Origin of the sequence: Sphingomonas sp. Leaf198 (assembly GCF_001424005.1) — a bacterium.
Lineage (GTDB): Bacteria > Pseudomonadota > Alphaproteobacteria > Sphingomonadales > Sphingomonadaceae > Sphingomonas.
This window is the reverse complement of sequence record NZ_LMPX01000002.1, coordinates 279078-299448: the sequence shown is the minus strand read 5'-3', so window position 1 is coordinate 299448 and position 20371 is coordinate 279078. Positions and strand designations below refer to the sequence as shown.

General features: G+C 68.3%; 13 protein-coding genes. 2 read left to right on the top strand and 11 right to left on the bottom strand.

The window, feature by feature from the left end; translation table 11 throughout:
* Positions 1-32 precede the first annotated feature (32 nt).
* The 10 genes from ASG20_RS08420 to ASG20_RS08375 all read right to left on the bottom strand — a co-directional run bounded on the left by ASG20_RS08420 (position 33) and on the right by ASG20_RS08375 (position 10862).
* Positions 33-668: a phosphoribosylanthranilate isomerase gene (locus ASG20_RS08420; protein WP_056051000.1), complete on the bottom strand. Its 636-nt coding sequence runs from the start codon at positions 666-668 to the stop codon at positions 33-35.
* 170 nt (positions 669-838) lie between these two features.
* Positions 839-1513 (bottom strand): orotidine-5'-phosphate decarboxylase, encoded by a 675-nt coding sequence (pyrF, locus tag ASG20_RS08415; protein WP_056050998.1) that lies wholly within the window; start codon positions 1511-1513, stop codon positions 839-841.
* Positions 1510-1872, bottom strand: coding sequence for a LapA family protein (locus tag ASG20_RS08410; RefSeq protein WP_056050995.1), 363 nt, complete (start codon positions 1870-1872; stop codon positions 1510-1512). Before ASG20_RS08410 ends, pyrF begins: the two co-directional genes overlap by 4 nt.
* A gap of 104 nt (positions 1873-1976) precedes the next feature.
* A complete protein-coding gene (locus tag ASG20_RS08405) occupies positions 1977-4265 on the bottom strand; it encodes a patatin-like protein (RefSeq protein WP_056050994.1) in 2289 nt (762 codons plus the stop codon).
* A gap of 36 nt (positions 4266-4301) precedes the next feature.
* A complete protein-coding gene (locus ASG20_RS08400) occupies positions 4302-4997 on the bottom strand; it encodes an endonuclease/exonuclease/phosphatase family protein (protein ID WP_056050992.1) in 696 nt (231 codons plus the stop codon).
* Positions 4998-5106: 109 nt separating this feature from the next.
* Complete coding sequence (locus ASG20_RS08395) at positions 5107-5415, bottom strand: hypothetical protein (RefSeq protein WP_056050991.1); 309 nt, start codon at positions 5413-5415, stop codon at positions 5107-5109.
* 14 nt (positions 5416-5429) lie between these two features.
* Complete coding sequence (locus ASG20_RS08390) at positions 5430-6317, bottom strand: type 1 glutamine amidotransferase (RefSeq protein ID WP_156364186.1); 888 nt, start codon at positions 6315-6317, stop codon at positions 5430-5432.
* 81 nt (positions 6318-6398) lie between these two features.
* Positions 6399-7286, bottom strand: coding sequence for an alpha/beta hydrolase (locus ASG20_RS08385; protein ID WP_056050990.1), 888 nt, complete (start codon positions 7284-7286; stop codon positions 6399-6401).
* Complete coding sequence (locus ASG20_RS08380; RefSeq protein WP_231420278.1) at positions 7286-9793, bottom strand: glycoside hydrolase family 9 protein; 2508 nt, start codon at positions 9791-9793, stop codon at positions 7286-7288. The genes ASG20_RS08385 and ASG20_RS08380 overlap by 1 nt, the downstream gene beginning before the upstream one ends.
* Before the next feature lie 94 nt (positions 9794-9887).
* Positions 9888-10862 (bottom strand): alpha/beta hydrolase, encoded by a 975-nt coding sequence (locus ASG20_RS08375; RefSeq protein WP_056050988.1) that lies wholly within the window; start codon positions 10860-10862, stop codon positions 9888-9890.
* Positions 10863-11149: 287 nt separating this feature from the next.
* On the opposite strand from ASG20_RS08375, the gene ASG20_RS08370 reads away from it, so the two are divergent.
* On the top strand, positions 11150-16906 hold the full coding sequence (locus ASG20_RS08370; RefSeq protein ID WP_056050987.1) for an alpha-2-macroglobulin family protein: 5757 nt from the start codon (positions 11150-11152) through the stop codon (positions 16904-16906).
* Positions 16903-19008 carry a penicillin-binding protein 1C gene (pbpC, locus tag ASG20_RS08365; RefSeq protein ID WP_056050986.1) on the top strand — a complete coding sequence of 702 codons (2106 nt, stop codon included), beginning with the start codon at positions 16903-16905 and terminating at the stop codon, positions 19006-19008. The genes ASG20_RS08370 and pbpC overlap by 4 nt, the downstream gene beginning before the upstream one ends.
* Positions 19009-19064: 56 nt before the next feature.
* On the opposite strand, the gene ASG20_RS08360 is transcribed toward pbpC, so the two are convergent.
* The gene (locus ASG20_RS08360) at positions 19065-20288 is read right to left on the bottom strand and encodes a hypothetical protein (RefSeq protein WP_156364184.1); all 1224 of its coding nucleotides are present in this window, start codon (positions 20286-20288) and stop codon (positions 19065-19067) included.
* Positions 20289-20371: the final 83 nt, after the last annotated feature.

The window sequence follows — 20371 nt, the reverse complement described above, 5'->3', positions numbered from 1 at the left end:
CCAATTGGGCCCCGGCCTTCGCCGGGGTGGTGCTAGCGCGTGGCGACCGCCCTCAGGAACGCCGCAATTTTGGCTTCGTCCTTGGTACCGGGTTCGCTTTCGACCCCGGAAGACACGTCGACGAGTTCCGCGCCGGTCCGCCGGATCGCCTCCGCCACGTTCGTCGGATCGAGCCCGCCCGAGAGTGCCCAGGGCAGCGGATGCTTGAACCCGTCGAGCAGGTCCCAGTCGAACCGCAAGCCCATCCCGCCGGGCAGCGCGGCCGAGTCCGGCGTCTTCGCGTCGTAGAGAATGCGGTCGGCGACTCCGACGAACCCGTGCGCCGCGTCGAGATCGCCGCGCGTGCGAACCGCCACCGCAACCCAGGTCTCGATCCCGAACTTCGCGCGGATCGCGGCGGCGCGTGGCGGGGCCACCTTGTGGAGTTGCAGCACGTCCAGCGCCGCCGAACCGACGGCCTGTTCGAGCATGTCGTCCTCCGGATCGACGAACACGCCGACCTTGGCGACATGGCCCGGTACGCGTGCGGCAAGTTCGGCAGCCTTGGCGAACGTCACGTGGCGCGGCGAGGCGGGGAAGAACACGAACCCGACATGGCTCGCGCCGTGCCGGATCGCGGCGTCAAGTGTCGCGGGCGTGGAGAGGCCGCAGATCTTGGCGGTGGTCATGGTCTTCTCTCGGCCTTTGCCAACGGTAGCGGATGTTCGGGACGGAGCAGCGATCGATTACTTCGTAGCGCTCAAGCGCCCGTCATCCTGACGAAAGTCAGGATCCAGAGTAACGAGCGCTGTCAACTTTGGCACTGGATCCTGACTTTCGTCAGGATGACGACGTGAGCTTAGAGCGTCGCGCCGATCGCGCGGGCGGCGGTGTCGGGGTCTTCGGCTTGCGTGATCGGGCGACCTACCACGAGGATCGACGCGCCGGCGTCCATCGCCTGGCGCGGCGTGACGACACGCTTCTGGTCGCCGATCTGGCCATCGGGCAGGCGTACGCCCGGCACGACGAAGAACCCCTTCGGCCAGATCTTCTTCGCCGCCGCGACCTCGGCCCCCGAGCAGACGATGCCGTCGACCCCCGCCTGGCACGCCAGTTCGGTCAGCCGCGAAACCTGGTCGTGCGCGCTGCCGACGACGCCCGTTGCGGCGAGATCTGATGCGTCGAGGCTGGTGAGCATCGTCACCGCGATCACCTTCGTGCCGATCGGCGCGGCTGCCTTCGCATCCTCGAGCATCGCCCGGCCGCCGCTCGCATGGACGGTGAGGATCGCGGGTTCGAGCGCGCCGAGCGCCTGCACCGCCTTGGCGACGGTATTGGGAATGTCATGGAGCTTCAGGTCGAGGAAGATCGGCAGGCCGAGTTCGGCCATCGCATGGACGCCCGACTGGCCGTGTGCGGAGAAGAATTCGAGTCCCAGCTTGATGCCGCCGACATGATGGCGGACGCGCGATGCGATCGCCTTGGCCTTGGCGAGATCGGGCGTGTCGAGCGCGACGTAGATGCGGTTGCTCACAGCAGCGAGCCCGGCGGGGTGGCGGTCGACATGTCCGTGGCTGGGCCAACGGGGGTGATCGGCGCAACCGGTGTCTCGGCGGGCGCGAACGCCACCGGCTCGGGCCGCGGCGTGCGCAGTTCGGCCAGCGAGCGCTCGCACGTCGCGAGCCGCTGCCGCAGCCGCCAGCGGATCGCGTGATTGTACAGCATCGTCGGCACGAACCCGATCAGGAACGTGACGAACAGCAGCAGCGGCAGGTTCACGTCGGCGATCAGCCCGCCCCAAAGCTGGATCTGGACGGCATTCCAGTTCGAGATCGTGAAGACTGCGGCGATGAACGCCAACAGACACCAGAACAGGATTTTCAGGAACTGCATGCGGCCACCTCTATCGCGTCCCTCCGCGCCGAAGCGCCGATGGGTGTGCCAGAGCTACCGCCAAGCGGCCGGTTTGGCCAGTCTTGTGCCGAACAAGTCGGGTTTCAGCCGATTTCGGTCCTGATCTGGGCGATCAGTGGCAGGACTGCGGTAAGCCGGGGTTCCTCCTCGTCGAGGATCGCGACGAACGCAGCGCGCTTGATCGCGGCGACGCGACCGGGCTTCATCCGCACCGTCTTCGGCAGCGTCGAGACGGTGATGTCGATCATCCGTTCCGCGCCGTGCAGGCGGCCCCAGAGATAGTCGTTCTCGCGGTAGGCGCGGCTGAAGAACGCGCCGAACGTACCGAACTGGATTCCCTTCAACGTCGCGTCGGCACCGCCCGAGCGGATCGCGGTGGCGTCGTCGGGGGCGATGCGGTCGACCTTGATCGGATCGAACTCGTCGAGTCCCTCACCCTGCAACAGCGGCAGCGTGGCGGTGTCGAAATACGGAAAGCCGAGATAGGCGAGCAACATCGCACGGCGGGCGGGCTTGGCGAGTTGCGCGAACGCCGCGGCGAGACGCTGGTCGGTCTCGGCGTCGAGCCGATCGAGGTCGAAGGTCCGGCCAAGCGTCGCCAGCACCTCGGTCGCATCGCCGCGCATCGCGCGGACCGCGTCATGCTGTCCGGCATGCATCTCGCCGCGCATCCGATCGAGATACGGCGACAGCGATTCGTAGATCGCGTCGCGCATCGGGGCGAGTTCGGGCTCGTCGGCCTGCGTCTCGACCTCCGCCAGCCGGCGCGCCATCAGCCGCAAGCGGCGGATGCGAAAGCCGATGTCGAAGGTGCGCAGGAACGCGATCGACGCGGGGCTGGCGCCGCCGGGATAGTTCGAGCCGAGCTGATCGGCGCCGGTCGCGACGACGCTCGCCACGATCGCCGATCTGATCTGGGCAAGGCGGCGTGGACGATGATGACGGCCCGCGTGAAACAGCAGGCTGGCCATCGTCTCGATCACCGCGCTGCGTTTGACGTGCCCGTAGGCGACGAAGCCGTACCCTGCCTTCGACGCGGCCGCCTTTTGCGCGCGCCTGCGCCACGCGATCAGCCGGGGGGCGGTCGGGCGGTCGAGAAACAGCGTGTGGCCGAACAGCGATTCGACATCGGCCTCGACATCGGGGCGGATCGCAGTGACGATTCCGCGCATCCGATCGATCCGCGCGGAACGCTCGGCGATCGCCTCCAGATTGTCGCGGATCGGCTGCTGGCGCGGGATGTCGCTGATCGCGGCGATGATCGTCTGGAAGAAACCGGGCGTGCCTTCGCCGCGATTGAGCCGCAGCTTGATGCCCGGCGAGGGGTCGATGTAGATGAAGCGACGGTCGATCTGGCGCCGTGCCGGCCGTTCCTTGAGCGCATCGAGCGCGGGCCGGAACGGCGCGTTGGCGAGCACCGATCCATCGATCAGCACCGCGGTCTCCGCCGCTTTCGCCGCGGCATGACGTGGCAGAACGCGCTTGAGGAAGGCGCCACGCCCGGGCCATGCGATCTGGCGGGTCTGGAGAACGGTATCGAGTTCCGCGACGGTGAACGGCGGGAACGCGCCGGGGAAGCTCGACGTCGCACGGGCCGCAAAGGCCAGTTCTGCACGCGGCGCGAGCGTATCGGTCGCGCCGCCATTGTCGGTGAAGTCGACCACCAGCCGATGCTCGGTCTCGACCACCTCGGCGGGCGAGTTGAGCTGCAACCGCTCGGGATGGCCCGAGAAATCGGTGACGGTCACGAACAGGTCGAGCGGCTGTCCGGGCGGCAACAGGCGGGGGCCGCGCGTGCTCGCCGCCATCGCGTCGAACGCGTCGAGCAGCAAATTGGTGAAGGTCTTCCCCCCAAATGGCGGCTCGAACCAGCGCGAGCGGATGAAGTGCGACAGCTTGGCCCGCACCTCCTCGCGCGTCGGCTCGTCGAGTTCCTCGACCTTGTCGGTGCTGCGCCCCGCCGCCATCCAGGCTAGCGGCATCGCCCAGACCTTCGACAGCCGCGATTTCGGCGCCGCTTCGGTATCGATCAGCGCCTCGACATCGGCCGAGGTCATCCAGAGGTCGGTCAGCGGATCGAGGCTCTGGCCGGTGGCGATCGCCTGCGCGAGGAAGATGCCGTTGATCCCGCCCGCACTCGCGCCGGCGATGATGTCGGCGAGCACGCGGACGCGGATCGACGCATGCTCTTCGATTTCCTGGAGCAGCGCGTGATAGACGCCCTGGCTGCCGCCGACTGCGGTTTCGCCGTCGTGGAACGCGCGGCTGGCGCAGACGAGGCGCCAGATCTCCTTGGTGATGCCGTGCATGTAGACCGCCAGGCTGATCCCGCCATAGCAGACGAGCGCCAGTCGCAGTTCCTTCTCGCGCATCCTAGATCCCGTCCCGCATCGTCGTTCGTACCGCGCTTATGTCGGCTGCAGAATAGCCCAGATCGGCAGATGATCCGATGCCTTCCGCGCCGCCGGGCTTGCATGCACGCCGCAGTCGGCGACGTGCAAGTCACGCGAGACCATGATCCGGTCGAGCCGTGCGATCGCCCGCCTGGAATGGAAACTCGCGCCGGTTTCGGCAAACGCATAGTCGCGCCCGAAATCGCGCAGGCACCCGGCGCCGGCGCTCCATTCGTTGAGATCGCCCATCATCACGGTCGGGTGGCGGTGCGCGCAGGCGTCGACGTGGTTCATGATCGCGGCGGCCTGCTTGCGGCGCCAGAGCCCCGACAGGTCGAGGTGCATGCCGAGTACGCGTAGCGTCGCGCCGGCGAGTTCGATGTCCGCCATCACGGCGCCGCGGGGTTCGAGCGCGGGCAGATGCAGGGGTTCGCTCGCCACGATACGCGCCGATTTGCGGACGAGAATGACATTGCCGTGCCAGCCCATGCTGAGCGCACGCAGGCCGAAATCGACCGGTTTCCAGTCGCTATGTTCGTCGAGAAGATGGTGCGGGAGGACGCAGGCTTTTGCGCCGAAGCGTCGATCCGCCTCCTGCAGCGCGATCACGTCGGCATCGATTTCGCGCAACACCTCGACCACGCGCTCGGGATTGCGCCGACGGTCGAGCCCGATGCCCTTGTGGATATTGTAGCTGGCGACCTTGATCATGCGTGGGGGCTTAACGCGGCGTCCGGGAATTGGGTTGCGGCGTTATGCTCGCGAAACGACAAAGCGGTAGGTGGGCCGACGCGGGATCGACCCGCGTCGGCGTGCGCGTTCAGCCTTGCGCGATGTCGCTCGCGTCGAACTCGGCGAACGCAGCCTTGACCTTGGCGGCCTTGGCCTCGTCGGCGATATCGACCGAGACGACGATCTTGTCCTCCAGGGCCGCGTCGTCGCGCGATGCAGGCGAGGGGTCCTGGCCTTCGGTGTCCGCGCCCGCCGTCTCGCTGCCGGCGCTGTTGGCGGGGCCGTCGGTGGTGATGAAGATGTCGGTCCGCTCGATGTGCTGCTCCTGGACGAGACGCTCGACGGTCATCTCGGCTTCGCGGCGGGTGTCGAACTTGGCTTTGAGGGTCGTGGGCATGGGAACTCCTTGGGTTAAGCGGGAAGGGGGGCGTTGGACTGGTGTTGGTGATCGGAACGATCGGCGCTCGTCGCGACGAAATGATCGAGGAAGTTGGTCAGCTCGATCCGGCGACTCGCTTCCTGCGCGAACTCGTTGTCTACGCCGAGCGCCCAGAGGATCGATCGGCGACCGGGGTCGTCGTGCAACGCGTCGAGTTGCGCGGCGCGGCGTTCGACGTCCTCGGGCGTGTCTGCCAGACCCGCCTCGATCAGGTCGTCGGACTGTCGGCGTAGCGCCACCGCGATCTCGCCGGGCGCCAGTTCGGGATGATATTGCACACCCCAGAACATCCCGCCGTCGTGGCGGATTTCCGCCGCCTGGATAGTCGTGACGGCGTTGCTGGCGAGCAGGGGGGCATCGTCGGGGAGGCGCTCGACCTCGTCGCCGTGGATCGCAGGCGCGTCCCAGCTGGCTGCCCGGCCCGCGAGCAACGGATGGCTGCGCCCCGAGTCGGTCGGCGTGATCCGGCGGGCGAGCCCGGCCTCGAGCTTGCCGGGCATTTTCCGCACCGTGCCGCCCGCTGCGGCCACCGCGAGTTGCAGGCCAGCGCACGATCCGAATGACGGCGTGCGCGAGGCGAAGACGTTGCGCATAAAGCTCAGCTGGCGGCGAACCTCGGGGGTGTCGTCGTAGACGTGGAGCGGTGAACCGGTGACGAAAACCGCGTCGAACGCTGCGATCTCGGTCGCGTCGTAGACCTCCGCATCGTCGTCCGCCGGGGCGACGATCGTGATCCTGGCATCGGGACGAAGCTGTTCGAGCGTGGCGGCGTAGCTTTCGCCCGAACTTTTGCCGGTATGCTGGCGGCGTGCGTCACGCTCGTCGGCGGTTTCGCTCTCGGCGACGAGAAAGTGCGGCACGCTGCGTCCTTCGTCCAGTATCAGACATCACCCAACGCATGGCCCGGCGTTTCGTCCGCGCGCCCGCGAACAATTATCGCGCTACTTCCGCGGTGTGGCAGGTTTGGGGGACAGCCAGCCGCTGTCGGCGAGCCAGTCGTTCAACCGGTCGGGCCAGTGCAGGATCGAGATGCGGTCGGACTCGTCGAGATTGAACGCGTGATCGCTGTCCGCATACATGTGCAGCTCGGCCGAGACGCCCGCCTTGCGCAATTGTTCGTAGAGCGCGACCGGCGGTGCGGCACAACAGGCGTCGCGACTGCCGGCGATCAGGAACGCGGGTGGCGCGCTGGCGATCGCCTTTGCCGGTATGCCGCGCGGTCCGGGGAACACGAGGACCTGGAAATCGGGGCGCTCGGACTGGCGGTCGATCGCGTCGACCACGGGCCGGGCAGGTGGCTCTGGGTTGTCGGCGATCAGCGACACGAGTTCACCGCCTGCGGAAAAGCCCATCACGCCGACGCGGTGCGGATCGATTCCGTAGTCGGCGGCGTGCGCGCGGACCCAGCGCACGGCGCGCCTTGCATCGTCGGCAGCGTCGCCCTCGACCGAATAGGGCGAGCCCGGTTCGTTCGCCAACCGGTACTTTAGCACGAACGCGGTGACGCCCATGCGGTTGAGCGCGGTGGCGACTTTCGTCCCCTCGTTGGTCCAGACGAGCAGCTTGTGGCCGCCGCCGGGGATGACGACGATCGCCGCGCCGTTGCGGTGCGCGGGCGCGGCGGGGAAGGCGAGCAGCGAAGGATCGTGGATGTTGCGCACCCAATAGTCGCGGCCGACCTCCGCCTCCTTGCGGCGTCCCGTCGATCCAGGGGCGCCGTTCGGCCATAGCGGGATCGACGTGTAGGTCGGAGCCGGCACCGGCGCGGGGTCCTGTGCCGCCGCCGACCCCGCCACGACCAGCGCCGCGATCGCCCAGAGGGCGCGCATCACTTGGCTTCAGCCGCGGCCGCCATCGCCGCGCGCGCCGCGAGGATATAGGCCGAGGTCGTGCTGACGGTGTATTCGTTCTCGAACCACAGGAACGGCCAGTCGGTCTTCAACTCGGGAAAGTCGGGTTTGACGATCAGCACGCCCGGCACCATCCCGCCCGGGATGAAGCTGTAGTCGGCGCGGTTGTGACCATAGCCGATCAGTTTCGAGTCGGTGCCGACGGTCGATACCAGCGAGAGGTTGTTGGCGGGGTGGCGCCCGAGCACATAGTCTAGCGCATCGAGCGTATAGCCCGTGCCGATCAGCTCGGGGAACGCCTTGTGCATCAGGTACATCGAGGTGCCGAAGCTGACGACCTGGTTCGATCCGGCCCAGGAGCCGTCGCTGATCGGCACCCCGAACGGATTGCGCGCCCGGTCGCTATCGGCCTTCGCCTTGAACTGCTGGACGAGCGGCGCGAACTGCGCGCGATAGTCCGCATCCATGAACGGGATCGCCCGCACCGCGACGCCGCCGATCCAGCCGAAATTCTGGCGGATCACGGGCAACAACTGGCGCAGGCGATCGGCATAGGCCTTGTCGCCCTTGCTGGTGATCAGCAGTTCGATCGTCGCCGCGACGTTGGCCGCCTCGGCCGAGCGCGGCGATGAGGAGTCATCACGACCGTCGCCCGACTTGGCGATGCCGCGTTGCTGTTTGGCCCACATCGCCGTCGCCGCGGTCAGCGCGTCCTTCGCCATCGCCGGATCGCTCGACGCCAGTGCGCGCGACGAGGCGGCGAGCGCAGCGGCGACGAGCAAATTGTTGGCGGGCAGGTCGGTGGTGAACGCCCAGCGATCGTCCTGTGCCCCCGACGCGCCACCCTTGCGCTCGGTCGGCTTCAGCGCGGCGTCGTATAGCAGCCCATCGGTCTGCGATCCCGCTTCGCCGAGATGCGCGTATTGGCGCAGCGCCGGGTCGACGATGCCGACGATCGCGTGCCCGAACACCTTGTACTGCGCGAGCAGCTGGAGCGTACCGTGGCGGATCTGCTGGACCGCGTCCTCGACGCCGTCGGGCTTGCGGATCTCCACCGCTCGCGCGGCCTCGTCGACGCTGGTCTCGTCCCAGTCGAGCCCGAACAATTCGCGCGCCCAGACGAGATCGCGCACCACCGAGGCGTTCTCGGGAGTCTGGATGTCGTAATCGCCGGCATCCTGGAAACCGCCGACCGCGAGGCCGGGGATGTGCTCGCCCGCCTTGAACGGCGAGTCGAGGGTCGCGCCCATCTTGTAGCCGTCGAAATGGGTTATGTTCGGCGGCGCCTGGCGCGCATCGTCGAGATGCGACGGCGCCGACCAGACGCGGTACTGTTCCCTGATGCCGACATGATCCATCTGTTCGGCGATGAAGGTGTCGAGCGAGGTCTGCCAGATCCGGTCATACGCGTCGGCGGCGATCCGGAACGGGTTGGTCGTCTTGCCCGCATAGGCAATCGCGTAGATGCCGGGTTCGCGCACCGTCGAGAAATCGAACGCCGCGTAATCGTAGCGTGTCCAACGGCCGCGCGATTGCGTCCGGGCGCGCAGCACGGTCTGCTGGCCGCCATCGGCGGTCAGCCTGACGAGAGCAGCGTCGGCGGGTGCCTTGAACTTGGGATCGAGTTCGATCAGCGCGATCTTGGGCCGGTTCGGCGTGTAGCCCGCCTGGTTGAACGACACGACCGGCTCGCGCACCCAGTTCTTCACGACGTTGGGCCGGACATGCCAGACGACCGCATTCTCCTTCGCACCCGCGGCGATCATCGAGCGGACGACGAACCAGCCGTTCTGCGCACGATTGCGCGCGTCGTAGAGCGACAGCGGCCCCTGATCCGAGGTGATCGTCACGCGGGTCAGCGGATCCTCGGGCGACAGCGTGACCGACTTGCCGCCGCTCGCCATCGGCAGCGGATCGCCCGAGCCGTCCTTCGCCATCGGTCCGGTCGGATGGCGCGGGAACAGGCCCGGCGCGGCATCCATCAGATAGGTCTTGCCGAAATAGGCGGTCGGTAGGAAATCGAGGTTGAACCCAGCTTTGCCCACGAGGCTGGCGGGCAAAGGCTGTTCGAGATCGACGGCTATCTGGAAGCCGTCGCCCTCCGCGGTCACCTTCACCGCATAAGCGAGGTTCACGTCCTTGTAGGTCGAGCGGACGACGATCTGGTTGGGTTCGCTGCCTTTGGTATGGCTGACGAACGCGGGCACCCGCGCCCATTGTTCGGGGGTGGGATCGAGCCGCACGGCGCCGTCGGTCGCGAGGCGATTGCCGTGCAGGACGATCTGGATACCGGCGTTCTTCTCGTCGAAGAAGATCGGGCTGAACTGGTTCTGGTCGATGATCACCGACAGCCCCTGCGTTTCCAGCGTCCCGGCCGGCGTCGCGGTAAGTGATTGGGCGGAGGCCGTTCCGGCGCCTCCGGAAAATGCTGGAACGACGCACGCACCGACGGATGCGAGCAAAGCGATAAACGCCGATCTTGGCACAGGCCTCTCCCTGATGATGTCTGCAGTTTCGTCCGGCGGCGGCGCTTCTATCGAGCGCTCGCGGGGCCGCCGGGTCGTCAAGGTCTTGGTGGGGTTACTTCGCGGGCTTGAGCAGGTCGTGCATCGCCATCCAGCGGGTGAACTCGTCGAACCAGCCGGTGCTGGTGGTGGTCTTGGGGTACATGCCGAAGCCGTGGCCGCCTTGTTCGAACAGGTGGAACTCGACCGGACGCTTGGCCGCATGCCAGCTTTCGATCAGCCCGAACCCGCTATTGCCGAAGAACGGATCGTCCGCGGCGAGGGCGACGAACAGCGGCGGGGCGCCGGCGGGGACGGTCATCGCCGCGAGCGGTCCGTAGATGTTGCCGATGAACGCGGGCTTCGCATCGCCCCCCGCGACGGTGGTCGCCATCGTCAGCATCGCGCCGGCGGAGAACCCGACCATGCCGATGCGCGTCGGATCGACATGCCATTCGGTGGCGCGTTTGCGGACCAGCGCGAAGGCGGCCCGCGCGTCGGCGATCTGCGGCGCGAGTCCCGCCATCATCGCATCGGGTTTGGGGCGGGGCGCCCGCGCGATCGACGAGAACATCGCGGTCATCGATTTCTCGAACGCGGGCATCGCCTCGGGCGTCGGATTGAGGCGGTATTTGAGCACGAACGCGGCGACGCCCTTCGCGGCCAGCGCGCGCGCGACGTCATAACCCTCGTTTTCCATCGACAGCGTCTTGAAGCCGCCGCCCGGCGCGACGATCACCGCGGTGCCGGTCGCCTTGGACGGGTCGGGCAGGAACGGGGTCAGCGTGGCGATCGTGACGTTGCGCGCGAACACGCTGCCATATTGGCTGTGCCAGGCTTCGGGTGCGGTCGCGCCGGGCAGCTTGCCGGTGCCGAGAACGATCGCGTCGGTCTGCGCGGGAATCGCGATCGGCGTCATCTGGTCGGACTGCGCCTGGACCGGAGTCGCCAGGATCATCGCTGCGGCGAAACCGAGTCGCGCCAGCCCGAATCCCGAACGGCGACGGCGCACGCCCCCACCTGACGCGTTGTTGCTCATCACGTGTACCATGATCGCTCTCCCCTGTTTTATCGTTATTGGTCGTCACGATAAAGAGAGCGCTACCATTGCGCAATTTATACTTTCGATCCCGCGCGTTGCCGGTGAACATACTGAGTTATCGGGAAGCTCCGCGATACCCGCCCAAGACTCCTGCGTGTATTCAATGCCATCATGGTCATGTACGCCCTGTCGAACGGGCTATTCGTGGGTACAGCGTGACGCCGTATTTTAATCTCGACGGGAACGGTCTGGACTAGCGCTCCCGGATCCCTATTCTGGCGGCGGGGAGAGCGGGGATGCGATTTGCTAGACTGTGGGCGGCGCTAGCGATCGTCGTTGCGCCGGTTGCCGCGTTCGGGGGCGATACGCCGCACGTCACGCTTGCCACGCCCAACATCTCGGACGGCGCGATCACGCGCTTTACCGTGCGGTTCAGCGACGCGATCGTCCCGCTGGGCGATCCGCGCGCCGCCTCGCCGCTGAAGGTCGAGTGCGCGGTGTCGGGCGAAGGGCGCTGGGTCGATCCGCAGACCTATGTCTGGGACTTCGCGCAAGGCCTGCCCGGCGGAACGCGCTGTACGCTCGCGACGCGCGAGGGACTCAAGAGCGCGGCGGGCTACGGCGTCGATGCGGAGAGCTTTACCGTCGATGCCGGCGGTCCGATCGCCCGTGCGGTGTTACCCGGCGAGGGTGATATCGAGGAGGACCAGGTGTTCCTGGTCGCCGCGAATATGCTCGCGACCCGTGAATCGATCGCCGCCAACGCCTATTGCGCGGTCGACGGGATCGGCGAGAAGATCGCGGTCGACGTGCTCGCGCCCGATCTGCCGGGGAAGCTGCTCGCCGGGTTGGGCAACAACTACGCAGTCAGCAATTTCCTCGAAAGCGCCGGGCTGCCCAAGACGATTCCCGCCGATACCGCATCGCGCCAGCGCGCGCTGGCCGGCATTACCGCGCTGAAATGCCGCCGCCCGCTGCCGCCGGGCCGCGACATGGCGCTGGTGTGGGGCGCGAACATCGCGAGCGCCGGGGGCAAGCTCGCCGGTGCCGACCAGCGGTTCGACTTCACCGTTCGGAAACCCTTCACCGCGCGGTTCGAATGTTCGCGCGTCAATACCGCGGCGGGATGCAGCCCGGTCGAGAAGGCGTATCTGCGGTTCTCTGCGCCGGTCCCGATGAGCGCGGCGACGCAGGTCCGCCTGACGCTCGCCGACGGCAAGTCGATCGCGCCCGTGTTCAGCGACGAGGAAAAGACCCGCGCGACGATCGAGCAGGTCACGTTCGCGGCACCATTGCCCTTCGCGACGCGTGGCAACGTGTCGATCCCCGCCGACCTCAAGGACGAGAGCGGCCGGATACTCGCCAACCGCGAACGCTTTCCGCTCGAGGTGAAGTTCGACGAGGCGCCGCCGCTCGTCAAGTTCGCGGCCGATTTCGGGATACTCGAGGCGAAACAGGGCGGCGTGCTGCCCGTCACCGTCCGCAACGTCGAGCCGTCGCTGCAAGGCCAGACCGCGGGGATCGGCGGCCAGCGGCTGCGCGTGGGCGGCACCGACGGCGAGATCGCCGCGTGGCTGCGGCGCGTCGAGGAGGCGGGCAAGACCGACTATCAGACGATCGAGCGCAAGGGTGCCGAACCGCTCCAGATCAACCATACCGGCGAGAAACCGCTGCTGTTCGGGAGTGGCGGCGGCGGGGCTAGCGGTGGGGAAGGCGACCCCTTCAAGCTCGACCTGCCGGGCAAGGGCAAGGACTTCGAGGTCGTCGGCCTGCCGCTCGGCAAGCCCGGCTTCTACGTCGTCGAACTCGCCAGCCCGACGCTCGGCCGTGCGCTTCTCGGTCGCGACGTGCCGCGCTATGTGGCAAGCGCCGCGCTGGTCACCGATCTGGCGGTGCATTTCGAATGGGGGCGCGATCGCTCGCTCGCGTGGGTCACGCGGCTGTCGACCGGCAAGCCGGTGGCGAACGCGGTGGTGCAGGTCAGCGACAGCTGCACGGGCAAGCCGCTCGCACGCGGGGCGACCGACAAGAGCGGCGGGCTAATGGTCGCGCGCGGGCTGCCCGAACCCGAGACCTATGGCAGCTGCAAGGGCGAGGGTTCGTCGCATCCGCTGATGATCTCGGCGCGTACCGGCGACGATTTCAGCTTCACGCTGACCGACTGGGGCGAGGGCATCCGGCCGTTCGATTTCGACCTGTCCTATGGCTATTCGGCGGCGACCGACATCATCCACACCGTGTTCGATCGCGCCCTGGTCCGCCAGGGCGAGACGATCCACATGAAGCATATCCTGCGCCGCCCCGACGCGCGCGGCTTCTCGTTGGCGCCGGGCTTCACCGGCACGCTCAGGCTGTCGCATCGCGGCTCGGACACGCAGTTCGAGATGCCCGTGACGATCGGCGCGAACGGCACCGGCGAGACTGTCTGGACCGCTCCGAAGGGCGCGCCAATGGGGGATTACGACCTAATTTTCGTGGTCGGCAACACCACCACCGAATCCGCGCAGTCGTTCAAGGTCGACGAATACCGCCTGCCGACGATGCGCGCGAGCGTCACCGGCCCGAAGACCGCGCTCGTGAAGCCGCGCACCGCACAGCTCGATCTGTTCGCAGGTTATCTCTCGGGCGGCGGTGCCCCCGGCCTGCCGGTCGACGTCCGCATCGGCTGGTTCGCGCATAGTGCGACGCCTGTCGGCTACGACAAGTTCAGCTTTGGTGGCGAACCGATCAGCGAGGGCGTCAAGCCGCTCGACGGCGAAGGCGAGGATGCGAAGACGCCGTTGCCGCCGACCCAGATGCTGCCCGCAACGCTCGGCAGCGACGGTACGCGGCGGATGACGGTGGACATGCCGCAGACCCTCCCCGGCACGACCGATATGCAGGTCGAGATGGATTACCGCGATGCGAACGGCGAGACGCTGACCGCGTCGAAATCGATCCCGATCTACGCCTCGGCCGTGCAGCTCGGCGTCGCGACCGATGGCTGGATGATGCGCGCGGACGATCTGCGCCTGCGCTTCGTCGCGCTCGATACCGACGGCAAACCGATCAAGGGGCAGAAGCTATCCGTCGCGCTCTACAGCCGCCAGATCCTGACCGCTCGGCGGCGGCTGATCGGCGGGTTCTACGCCTATGACAACCGGATGCGGACGACCAAGCTGTCGGCTTCGTGCAGCGCGACGACCGATGCGCAGGGGCTCGCGCAGTGCAAGGCCGATCCGGGCGTCTCGGGCGAGATCTACGCGGTCGTCACCACCGCCGATGCCGACGGCAACGTCGCCCGCGCGGTGAAGTCGGTGTGGCTCGCGGGGAACGACGACTGGTGGTTCGGCGGCGACAATGGCGACCGAATGGACGTCGTGCCAGAAAAGCTCACCTATGCGTCGGGCGAGACCGCGCGTTTCCAGGTACGGATGCCGTTCCGCTCTGCCACCGCTTTGGTCAGCGTCGAGCGCGAGGGGGTGTTGTCGAGCTTCGTCACCGAGCTGTCGGGCAGGGACCCGGTTATCGAGGTGCCGATGGACGCGGCCTATGCGCCCGACGTCTATGTCTCGGTGCTGGTCGTGCGCGGTCGCGTCGAGAGCGGGTTCTGGAGCTGGATTCACCGCATCGCGCGGACGCTCGGGCTGTCGGATACGCCCGAGGACGCAGCCGAGCCGACCGCGCTGGTCGATCTCGCCAAGCCCGCCTACCGCCTCGGCATCGCCAAGGTGAAGGTCGGCTGGGAAGGCCATACGCTCGCCGTCGCGGTCAAGGCGGACCGCGAGCGTTATGCGCCGCGGGGCACGGCCAATGTCGCGATCCAAGTGCGGAAGCCCGATGGCAGCCCCGCGCGCGAGGCCGATGTCGCGTTTGCCGCGGTCGACCAGGCGCTGCTGCAACTCGCGCCGAACGACAGCTGGAACATCCTCGACGCGATGATGGGCGATCGCCCGCTGTCCGTCCTGACCGCGACCGCGCAGATGCAGGTCGTCGGCAAACGGCATTATGGCCGCAAGGCGCTCGAAGCGGGTGGCGGCGGTGGCGGCGGCGACCTGTCGGGGCTCAACCGCGAGAACTTCCAACCGGTGCTGTTGTGGAAGGGTCATGTCCCGCTCGATGCGCAAGGGCGTGCGCGCGTGTCCGTGCCGCTGTCGGATGCGCTGTCGTCGTTCAAGCTCGTCGCGATCGCCACCGATGGCGCGCAGGCGTTCGGTACCGGCAGCACCGACATCCGTACCGCGCAGGATCTGTCGCTCTATGCCGGCATGCCGCCGCTCGTCCGATCGGGTGATTTCTACGGCGCGCGGTTCACGCTCCGCAACGGATCGGACCGCGCGATGACGGTCACGGCGAACGTCGACGTCTTCCCACGGATCGCGCAGGGCAAGCCGCTCACCGTCACCATTCCCGCGGGTGGTGCGGCACCGGTGGCGTGGAACCTCACTGCGCCGTCCGGAGTCGATACGTTGCGCTGGACGGTGCGTGCCAGCAGCAACGACGGCCGCGCGACCGATCAGGTTACGGTGACGCAGGACGTCATCCCGGCGGTGCCGACCGAGATCTGGGCGGCGACGCTCGCGCAGGTCGGGGAGAATACGCTGATCCCGATCGCGCCGCCGATGGGGGCGCTTCCGGGTCGCGGCAGCGTCGACATCCGCCTTGCCGATACGCTGGCGCCGTCGCTCGCCGGGGTCCGCGACTACATGAGCCGCTATCCGTTCAACTGTTTCGAACAGCGGCTGTCGCGGATCGTCGTGCTCGGCGACATGGCGGGCTGGGCGACGCTGGCGGGCGAAATCCCGACCTATCAGGCGCCCGACGGCTTGCTCCGCTACTTCCCCGGCGACAGCCTGCAGGGGTCGGAGGCGCTGACTGCCTATGTGCTGTCGATGACGGGCGCGGCGAACCTGTCGCTGCCGCCGGTGCAGCGCGCGCGGATGATCGAGGCGATGAAGGCAGTGCTCGACGGACGCTTGCGACACGAGGATTATGGCGACGTCCGCCTGACCAAGGTCGCAGCGCTGGCGGCCTTGGCGCGGCAGGGCGAGGCCACCCCGGCGATGCTCGGCCAGATCGGGATGACGCCCGCGGAGATGCCGACCGCGAGCCTTGCCGACTATATCACCGCACTGACGGCGATCCCTGGTGCGTCGACCGAAGCCAAGGCGCAGGCCGAGGCGGTGCTGCGCACGCGGCTGGTGTTCGAGGGTACGCGGCTCGACCTGTCGGACTCGGCCGACGCGTCGTGGTGGCTGATGTCGTCGGCGGACGAGGCGGCGAACAAGGCGACCGCGGCGGTGCTCGGGCGGCCGGGTTGGCAGGACGATGCGCCGCGGTTGATGGTCGGCACGGCGCTGCGCCAGTCGCGCGGGCATTGGGACACGACCACCGCCAACGCCTGGGGGGCGATCGCCGCACGGCGGTTCGCGCAGGTGTATCCGGCGCAGGCGGTCACGGGGACGACGATGCTGTCCTATGCCGGGCGTAGCGTTGCGCGCGGCTGGCCGCTGCCGGAACCGGCGCGGACGGTGTCGTTCCCGCTCGCTGCCGCCGGACCGCTGCGGTTGGCGCAAGGCGGCGGGGCGGGGCCGTGGGCGACCGTGTCGATCTCGGCGGCCGTGCCGCTGCGGCAACCGCTGTTCGCGGGCTATCGCCTGACGCGGAAAGTCGACGTCGTGCAGGCGCGCACGGCAGGGCGGCTGACGACGGGCGACGTGCTCCGCGTGACGCTGTCGGTCGAGGCGACCGCCGAGCGCAACTGGGTCGCGATCAGCGATCCGGTGCCCGCCGGCGCGACCGTGATCGGCGATCTAGGCGGCCAGTCGCAACTGCTTCAGCAGGGCGGCGCCGGCGAAAGTGAGGGCGGGGGGCCGAGCTATGTCGAACGCGGCCGCGATACGTGGCGCGCCTATTTCGCCTGGCTGCCCAAGGGGACAACCACCGTGACATACACGCTGCGGCTCAACGGTGCCGGCCGGTTCCAGATGCCGCCTAGCCGGGTCGAGGCGATGTACTCGCCCGCAATTCGCGCCGCGGTGCCGAACCAGACGATGGTCGTCGCGGATCGATGAGGCAGCGCGCGGCGCTTGCCGGACTGCTGGTGCTGATCCTGGCCGCGGTCGGGTTCGACTGGGCGACGTTCCCACCGCCGCTCCCAGGCTATGCGCAGGTGCGCGCTGCGTGGAAGCCGTCTGAGGCGTGGCTCTACGATCGCCACGGCGTGCTGATCGACAGCGCCCGCGTCAATTTCGCCGCGCGTCGGCTGGCGTGGGTACCGCTCCACCAGATCGCGCCGGTCGTGCCCGCCACCGTCGTCGCGGCGGAAGACGCCCGCTTCCGCAGCCACGGCGGCGTCGACTGGCTGGCGATCCTCGGGTCGGTTGGTGCGCGCGCGAAGGGCGAGCGGGGCAGGGGCGCCAGTACGCTGTCGATGCAGGTCGCGGCCTTCCTGTCGCCGACGCTGGCCATGCCCGGCGCACGCGGTTGGCGCGACAAGCTTCGCCAGATGCGCGCGGCTCGATCGCTGGAGATGACCTGGAGCAAGGACCAGATCCTTGAGGCGTATCTCAACCTCGCGCCGTTCCGCGGCGAGGCGCAGGGGATCGGTGCAGCGGCGCTGTCGCTGTTCGGCAAGACCCCCGCGGCGATGGCACGCGACGACGCGCTGCTGCTGACCGCGCTGCTCCCCGATCCGCAGGCGCCCGCTCCCCGCATCGCCGCGCGGGCCTGCCGATTGGGGGGCGTGGGCGATTGCGCGCGGTTCGCTAGCGAGGCCGCGTCGATGCTCGGCCCGGTGCGGACGCTGGCGCTCGATCCGGGACTCGCGTCGCATCTCGCCGATCGCCTGCTGACCAAGCCCGGTCTGCGGATCACCACCACGCTCGATGCCGCGCTCCAGCGCACCGTTGCCGCCGCGCTGCGTCGCCAGCTGCTCGGGCTCGGCGGATCGCGCGCGCGCGACGGTTCTGCGGTGGTGATCGACAATGCGAGCGGCGACGTCCTCGCCTATGTCGGCGGGATCGGCGGTGCCTCGACCGCGCCAGCGGTCGATGCCGCGAACGCCTATCGCCAGGCCGGGTCCACCCTGAAACCGTTCCTCTACGCGCAGGCGATCGAGCGCGGATACCTGACCCCGGCCTCGGTGCTGGACGACTCCCCGGTGCAACTCGATACTGCGTCGGGGCTCTACGTCCCGCAGAACTACGATCGCGGGTTCAAGGGGCGCGTATCGGTGCGCAGCGCGCTCGCGGGATCGCTCAACGTGCCCGCGGTGCGGACGCTGTTGCTGGTCGGGGTCGAGCCGTTTCGCGATCGGCTGTGGGATACGGGCTATCGTGGGCTCGTCGAGGACGGCGACTACTACGGGTTCAGCCTTGCGCTCGGATCGGCGGAGGTGACTCTGCTCGAACAGGCCGACGCGTACCGGTCGCTCGCGAATGACGGCCGCTGGTCCCCGCTAAGGCTCACCGCCGATGCGCCCCGCAGCGCACCCCGCCCGGTCACGACGCCAGCCGCCGCCTGGATCGTCGCCGACATGATGGCCGACCCCAATGCCCGCGCCGCCACCTTTGGCTTGGACTCGGCTCTACGCCTGCCGTTCTGGACCGCGGTGAAGACGGGCACTTCGAAAGGCATGCGCGACAATTGGTGCGTCGGATTCTCGCGCCGCTATACGGTCGCGGTCTGGGTCGGGAACGTCGAGGGCGATCCGATGCGCGCGGTCTCGGGCACCAGCGGCGCGGCGCCGGTGTGGCGCGACGTGATGCTGGCGCTCGGACGCGACGACGATCGAGGACCACCGATGCCGGCTGGTGTCGAACGTCGCCGGATCGCGTTCGCCGACGCGATCGAGCAGCCCCGCATGGACTATTTTCTCCGCGGCACCGGCCAGTCGCTGATCGCCGCGGCGCCAGCGACCGCCCGGCGCGCGCGGATCGTCAACCCCGCCTCGGGGAGCGTCTACGCGATCGACCCCGACATCCCCGCCGACCGCCAGCGCCTCGCGATCGAGACCACCGGCGACGTCCGCGCGCACCACGTGTTTCTCGACAATCGCGACCTCGGCCCCGCCGCGCAACAACTGCTGTTCTTCGCTCCGCCGGGCCGGCACCGGTTGCGGCTCGTCGATGCAGCCGGTCGCGCCGCCGACCAGGTGATCGTCACGATCCGCTGAGCGGGCTGGATTTGCGGACGCGCTGGCGCGCAGGGATCAAGCGTGAAGCCTGCCGTTCACAGGGCCTGCTTACCCGGCGTTTCCGATCCTCGCGCCGGTCCCAAGTCGATCACCCGCAACCGATAGCGTCCTGCCGGCAGCATCAGCGCGACATCATCGCCCGCGCGGATCGCGATCCGGTCCAGTGGCACGGAGGCGGCGGGCTCGCCGACCGGGCGGGCCTCGACCACGCGCCAGCCGCTTGCCGGATACAGCCCGCGCGGGATGATGACCGGCAGGTCGCCGGCCCGCTGCCGCCATAGGGGGCGTCCGCGAACGAAGCGCGCGGTGGGGTGATCGACGACCAGGTCGAACGTGCCGGGCGGCTCGTCGTTCGGCAGCGCGGCCAGCCGCACCTCGCCGCCGCCGCCGCGACACGTCGTCTGCGAGATGGTGAGCGGATCGACTCCGGTCGTCGCCTTGAGCCGCGCGGCCATCCACCGGGTGTCGTCGGCCCGAGGCACCTCCGCGGCGTGCGAGTAGCCGACATGGACCAGCAGCTTGGCGCCGGGATGATCGTGTACGTAGGCGGCAAGGTTGCGCGCCTGCCCTTCCTCACGCGTTGCGATCCGCTGGTCCATCGTCGCGTCCGCCGCCTGATGTTCATCGATGAACTCGTAGGCCAGGAGATGATAGCCGAGCGCCTTGGCACGTCGACCGAGCCGCCCGTATCCCGCCTCCGAGAGATAATGGCCGTCGCCGTCCTCGAAAAACGGCAGCGCCGGCTGCCGGACGAACGCCGGCAGATATCGCGTCGGCGTGCCGGGCATCGACGCAGACAGCGTCTCCAGTGCCAGCGTATCGTACCCGAGCGGCCGCAACCGCGTGGCGACCGCGGCGCTGAATCCGCGATGGTCGGTGCGTTCGTGGCTCTCGGTGATGATGACGATCGAGGTCGTCCGTGCGCGTCGCTCGATCTCGGTCAGGACGTCCGTCGCAGCCGCGACCGGCGCGCATGCCTTCGATTGATAATCCTTGCTGCTCGCCGCGATCAGGTCTTCCCGGCCGAACAGGCTCAGCGTCTGTGCGGTGCTCCCGTCGCCCAGCGGCTGCGTCGGATCGATCGCTTCCAGCCGGGCCAGACTAGAGGACAAGTTGGGGAGGCTGGCGGCGATAACCCGCTCGACCGGTCCCACGAAGCGGACGGTCCGCGCCGGACTGTCTTCTCTGGCCATGACCGATGCGCCGAGCGTCGTAAGTACCAGCAGGGAAGCGATGCGCGTGGCGGAAATTATAGGCATTGCCCAAGCTATCAAGCCGCGCATCCGTGTTCCACACCCTATTAGCCGGTTCGCGAATCTGGTGGATGGGGCGAGCGGCGCGG

Excerpts from the sequence above, each read along its gene's own strand:
- ASG20_RS08420 (WP_056051000.1), bottom strand. The coding sequence starts at position 668 with ATGACCACCGCCAAGATCTGCGGCCTCTCCACGCCCGCGACACTTGAC.
- ASG20_RS08410 (WP_056050995.1), bottom strand. The coding sequence starts at position 1,872 with ATGCAGTTCCTGAAAATCCTGTTCTGGTGTCTGTTGGCGTTCATCGCC.
- ASG20_RS08405 (WP_056050994.1), bottom strand. The coding sequence starts at position 4,265 with ATGCGCGAGAAGGAACTGCGACTGGCGCTCGTCTGCTATGGCGGGATC.
- ASG20_RS08400 (WP_056050992.1), bottom strand. The coding sequence starts at position 4,997 with ATGATCAAGGTCGCCAGCTACAATATCCACAAGGGCATCGGGCTCGAC.
- ASG20_RS08395 (WP_056050991.1), bottom strand. The coding sequence starts at position 5,415 with ATGCCCACGACCCTCAAAGCCAAGTTCGACACCCGCCGCGAAGCCGAG.
- ASG20_RS08385 (WP_056050990.1), bottom strand. The coding sequence starts at position 7,286 with ATGCGCGCCCTCTGGGCGATCGCGGCGCTGGTCGTGGCGGGGTCGGCG.
- ASG20_RS08375 (WP_056050988.1), bottom strand. The coding sequence starts at position 10,862 with ATGGTACACGTGATGAGCAACAACGCGTCAGGTGGGGGCGTGCGCCGT.
- ASG20_RS08370 (WP_056050987.1), top strand. The coding sequence starts at position 11,150 with ATGCGATTTGCTAGACTGTGGGCGGCGCTAGCGATCGTCGTTGCGCCG.
- pbpC (WP_056050986.1), top strand. The coding sequence starts at position 16,903 with ATGAGGCAGCGCGCGGCGCTTGCCGGACTGCTGGTGCTGATCCTGGCC.
- ASG20_RS08360 (WP_156364184.1), bottom strand. The coding sequence starts at position 20,288 with ATGCCTATAATTTCCGCCACGCGCATCGCTTCCCTGCTGGTACTTACG.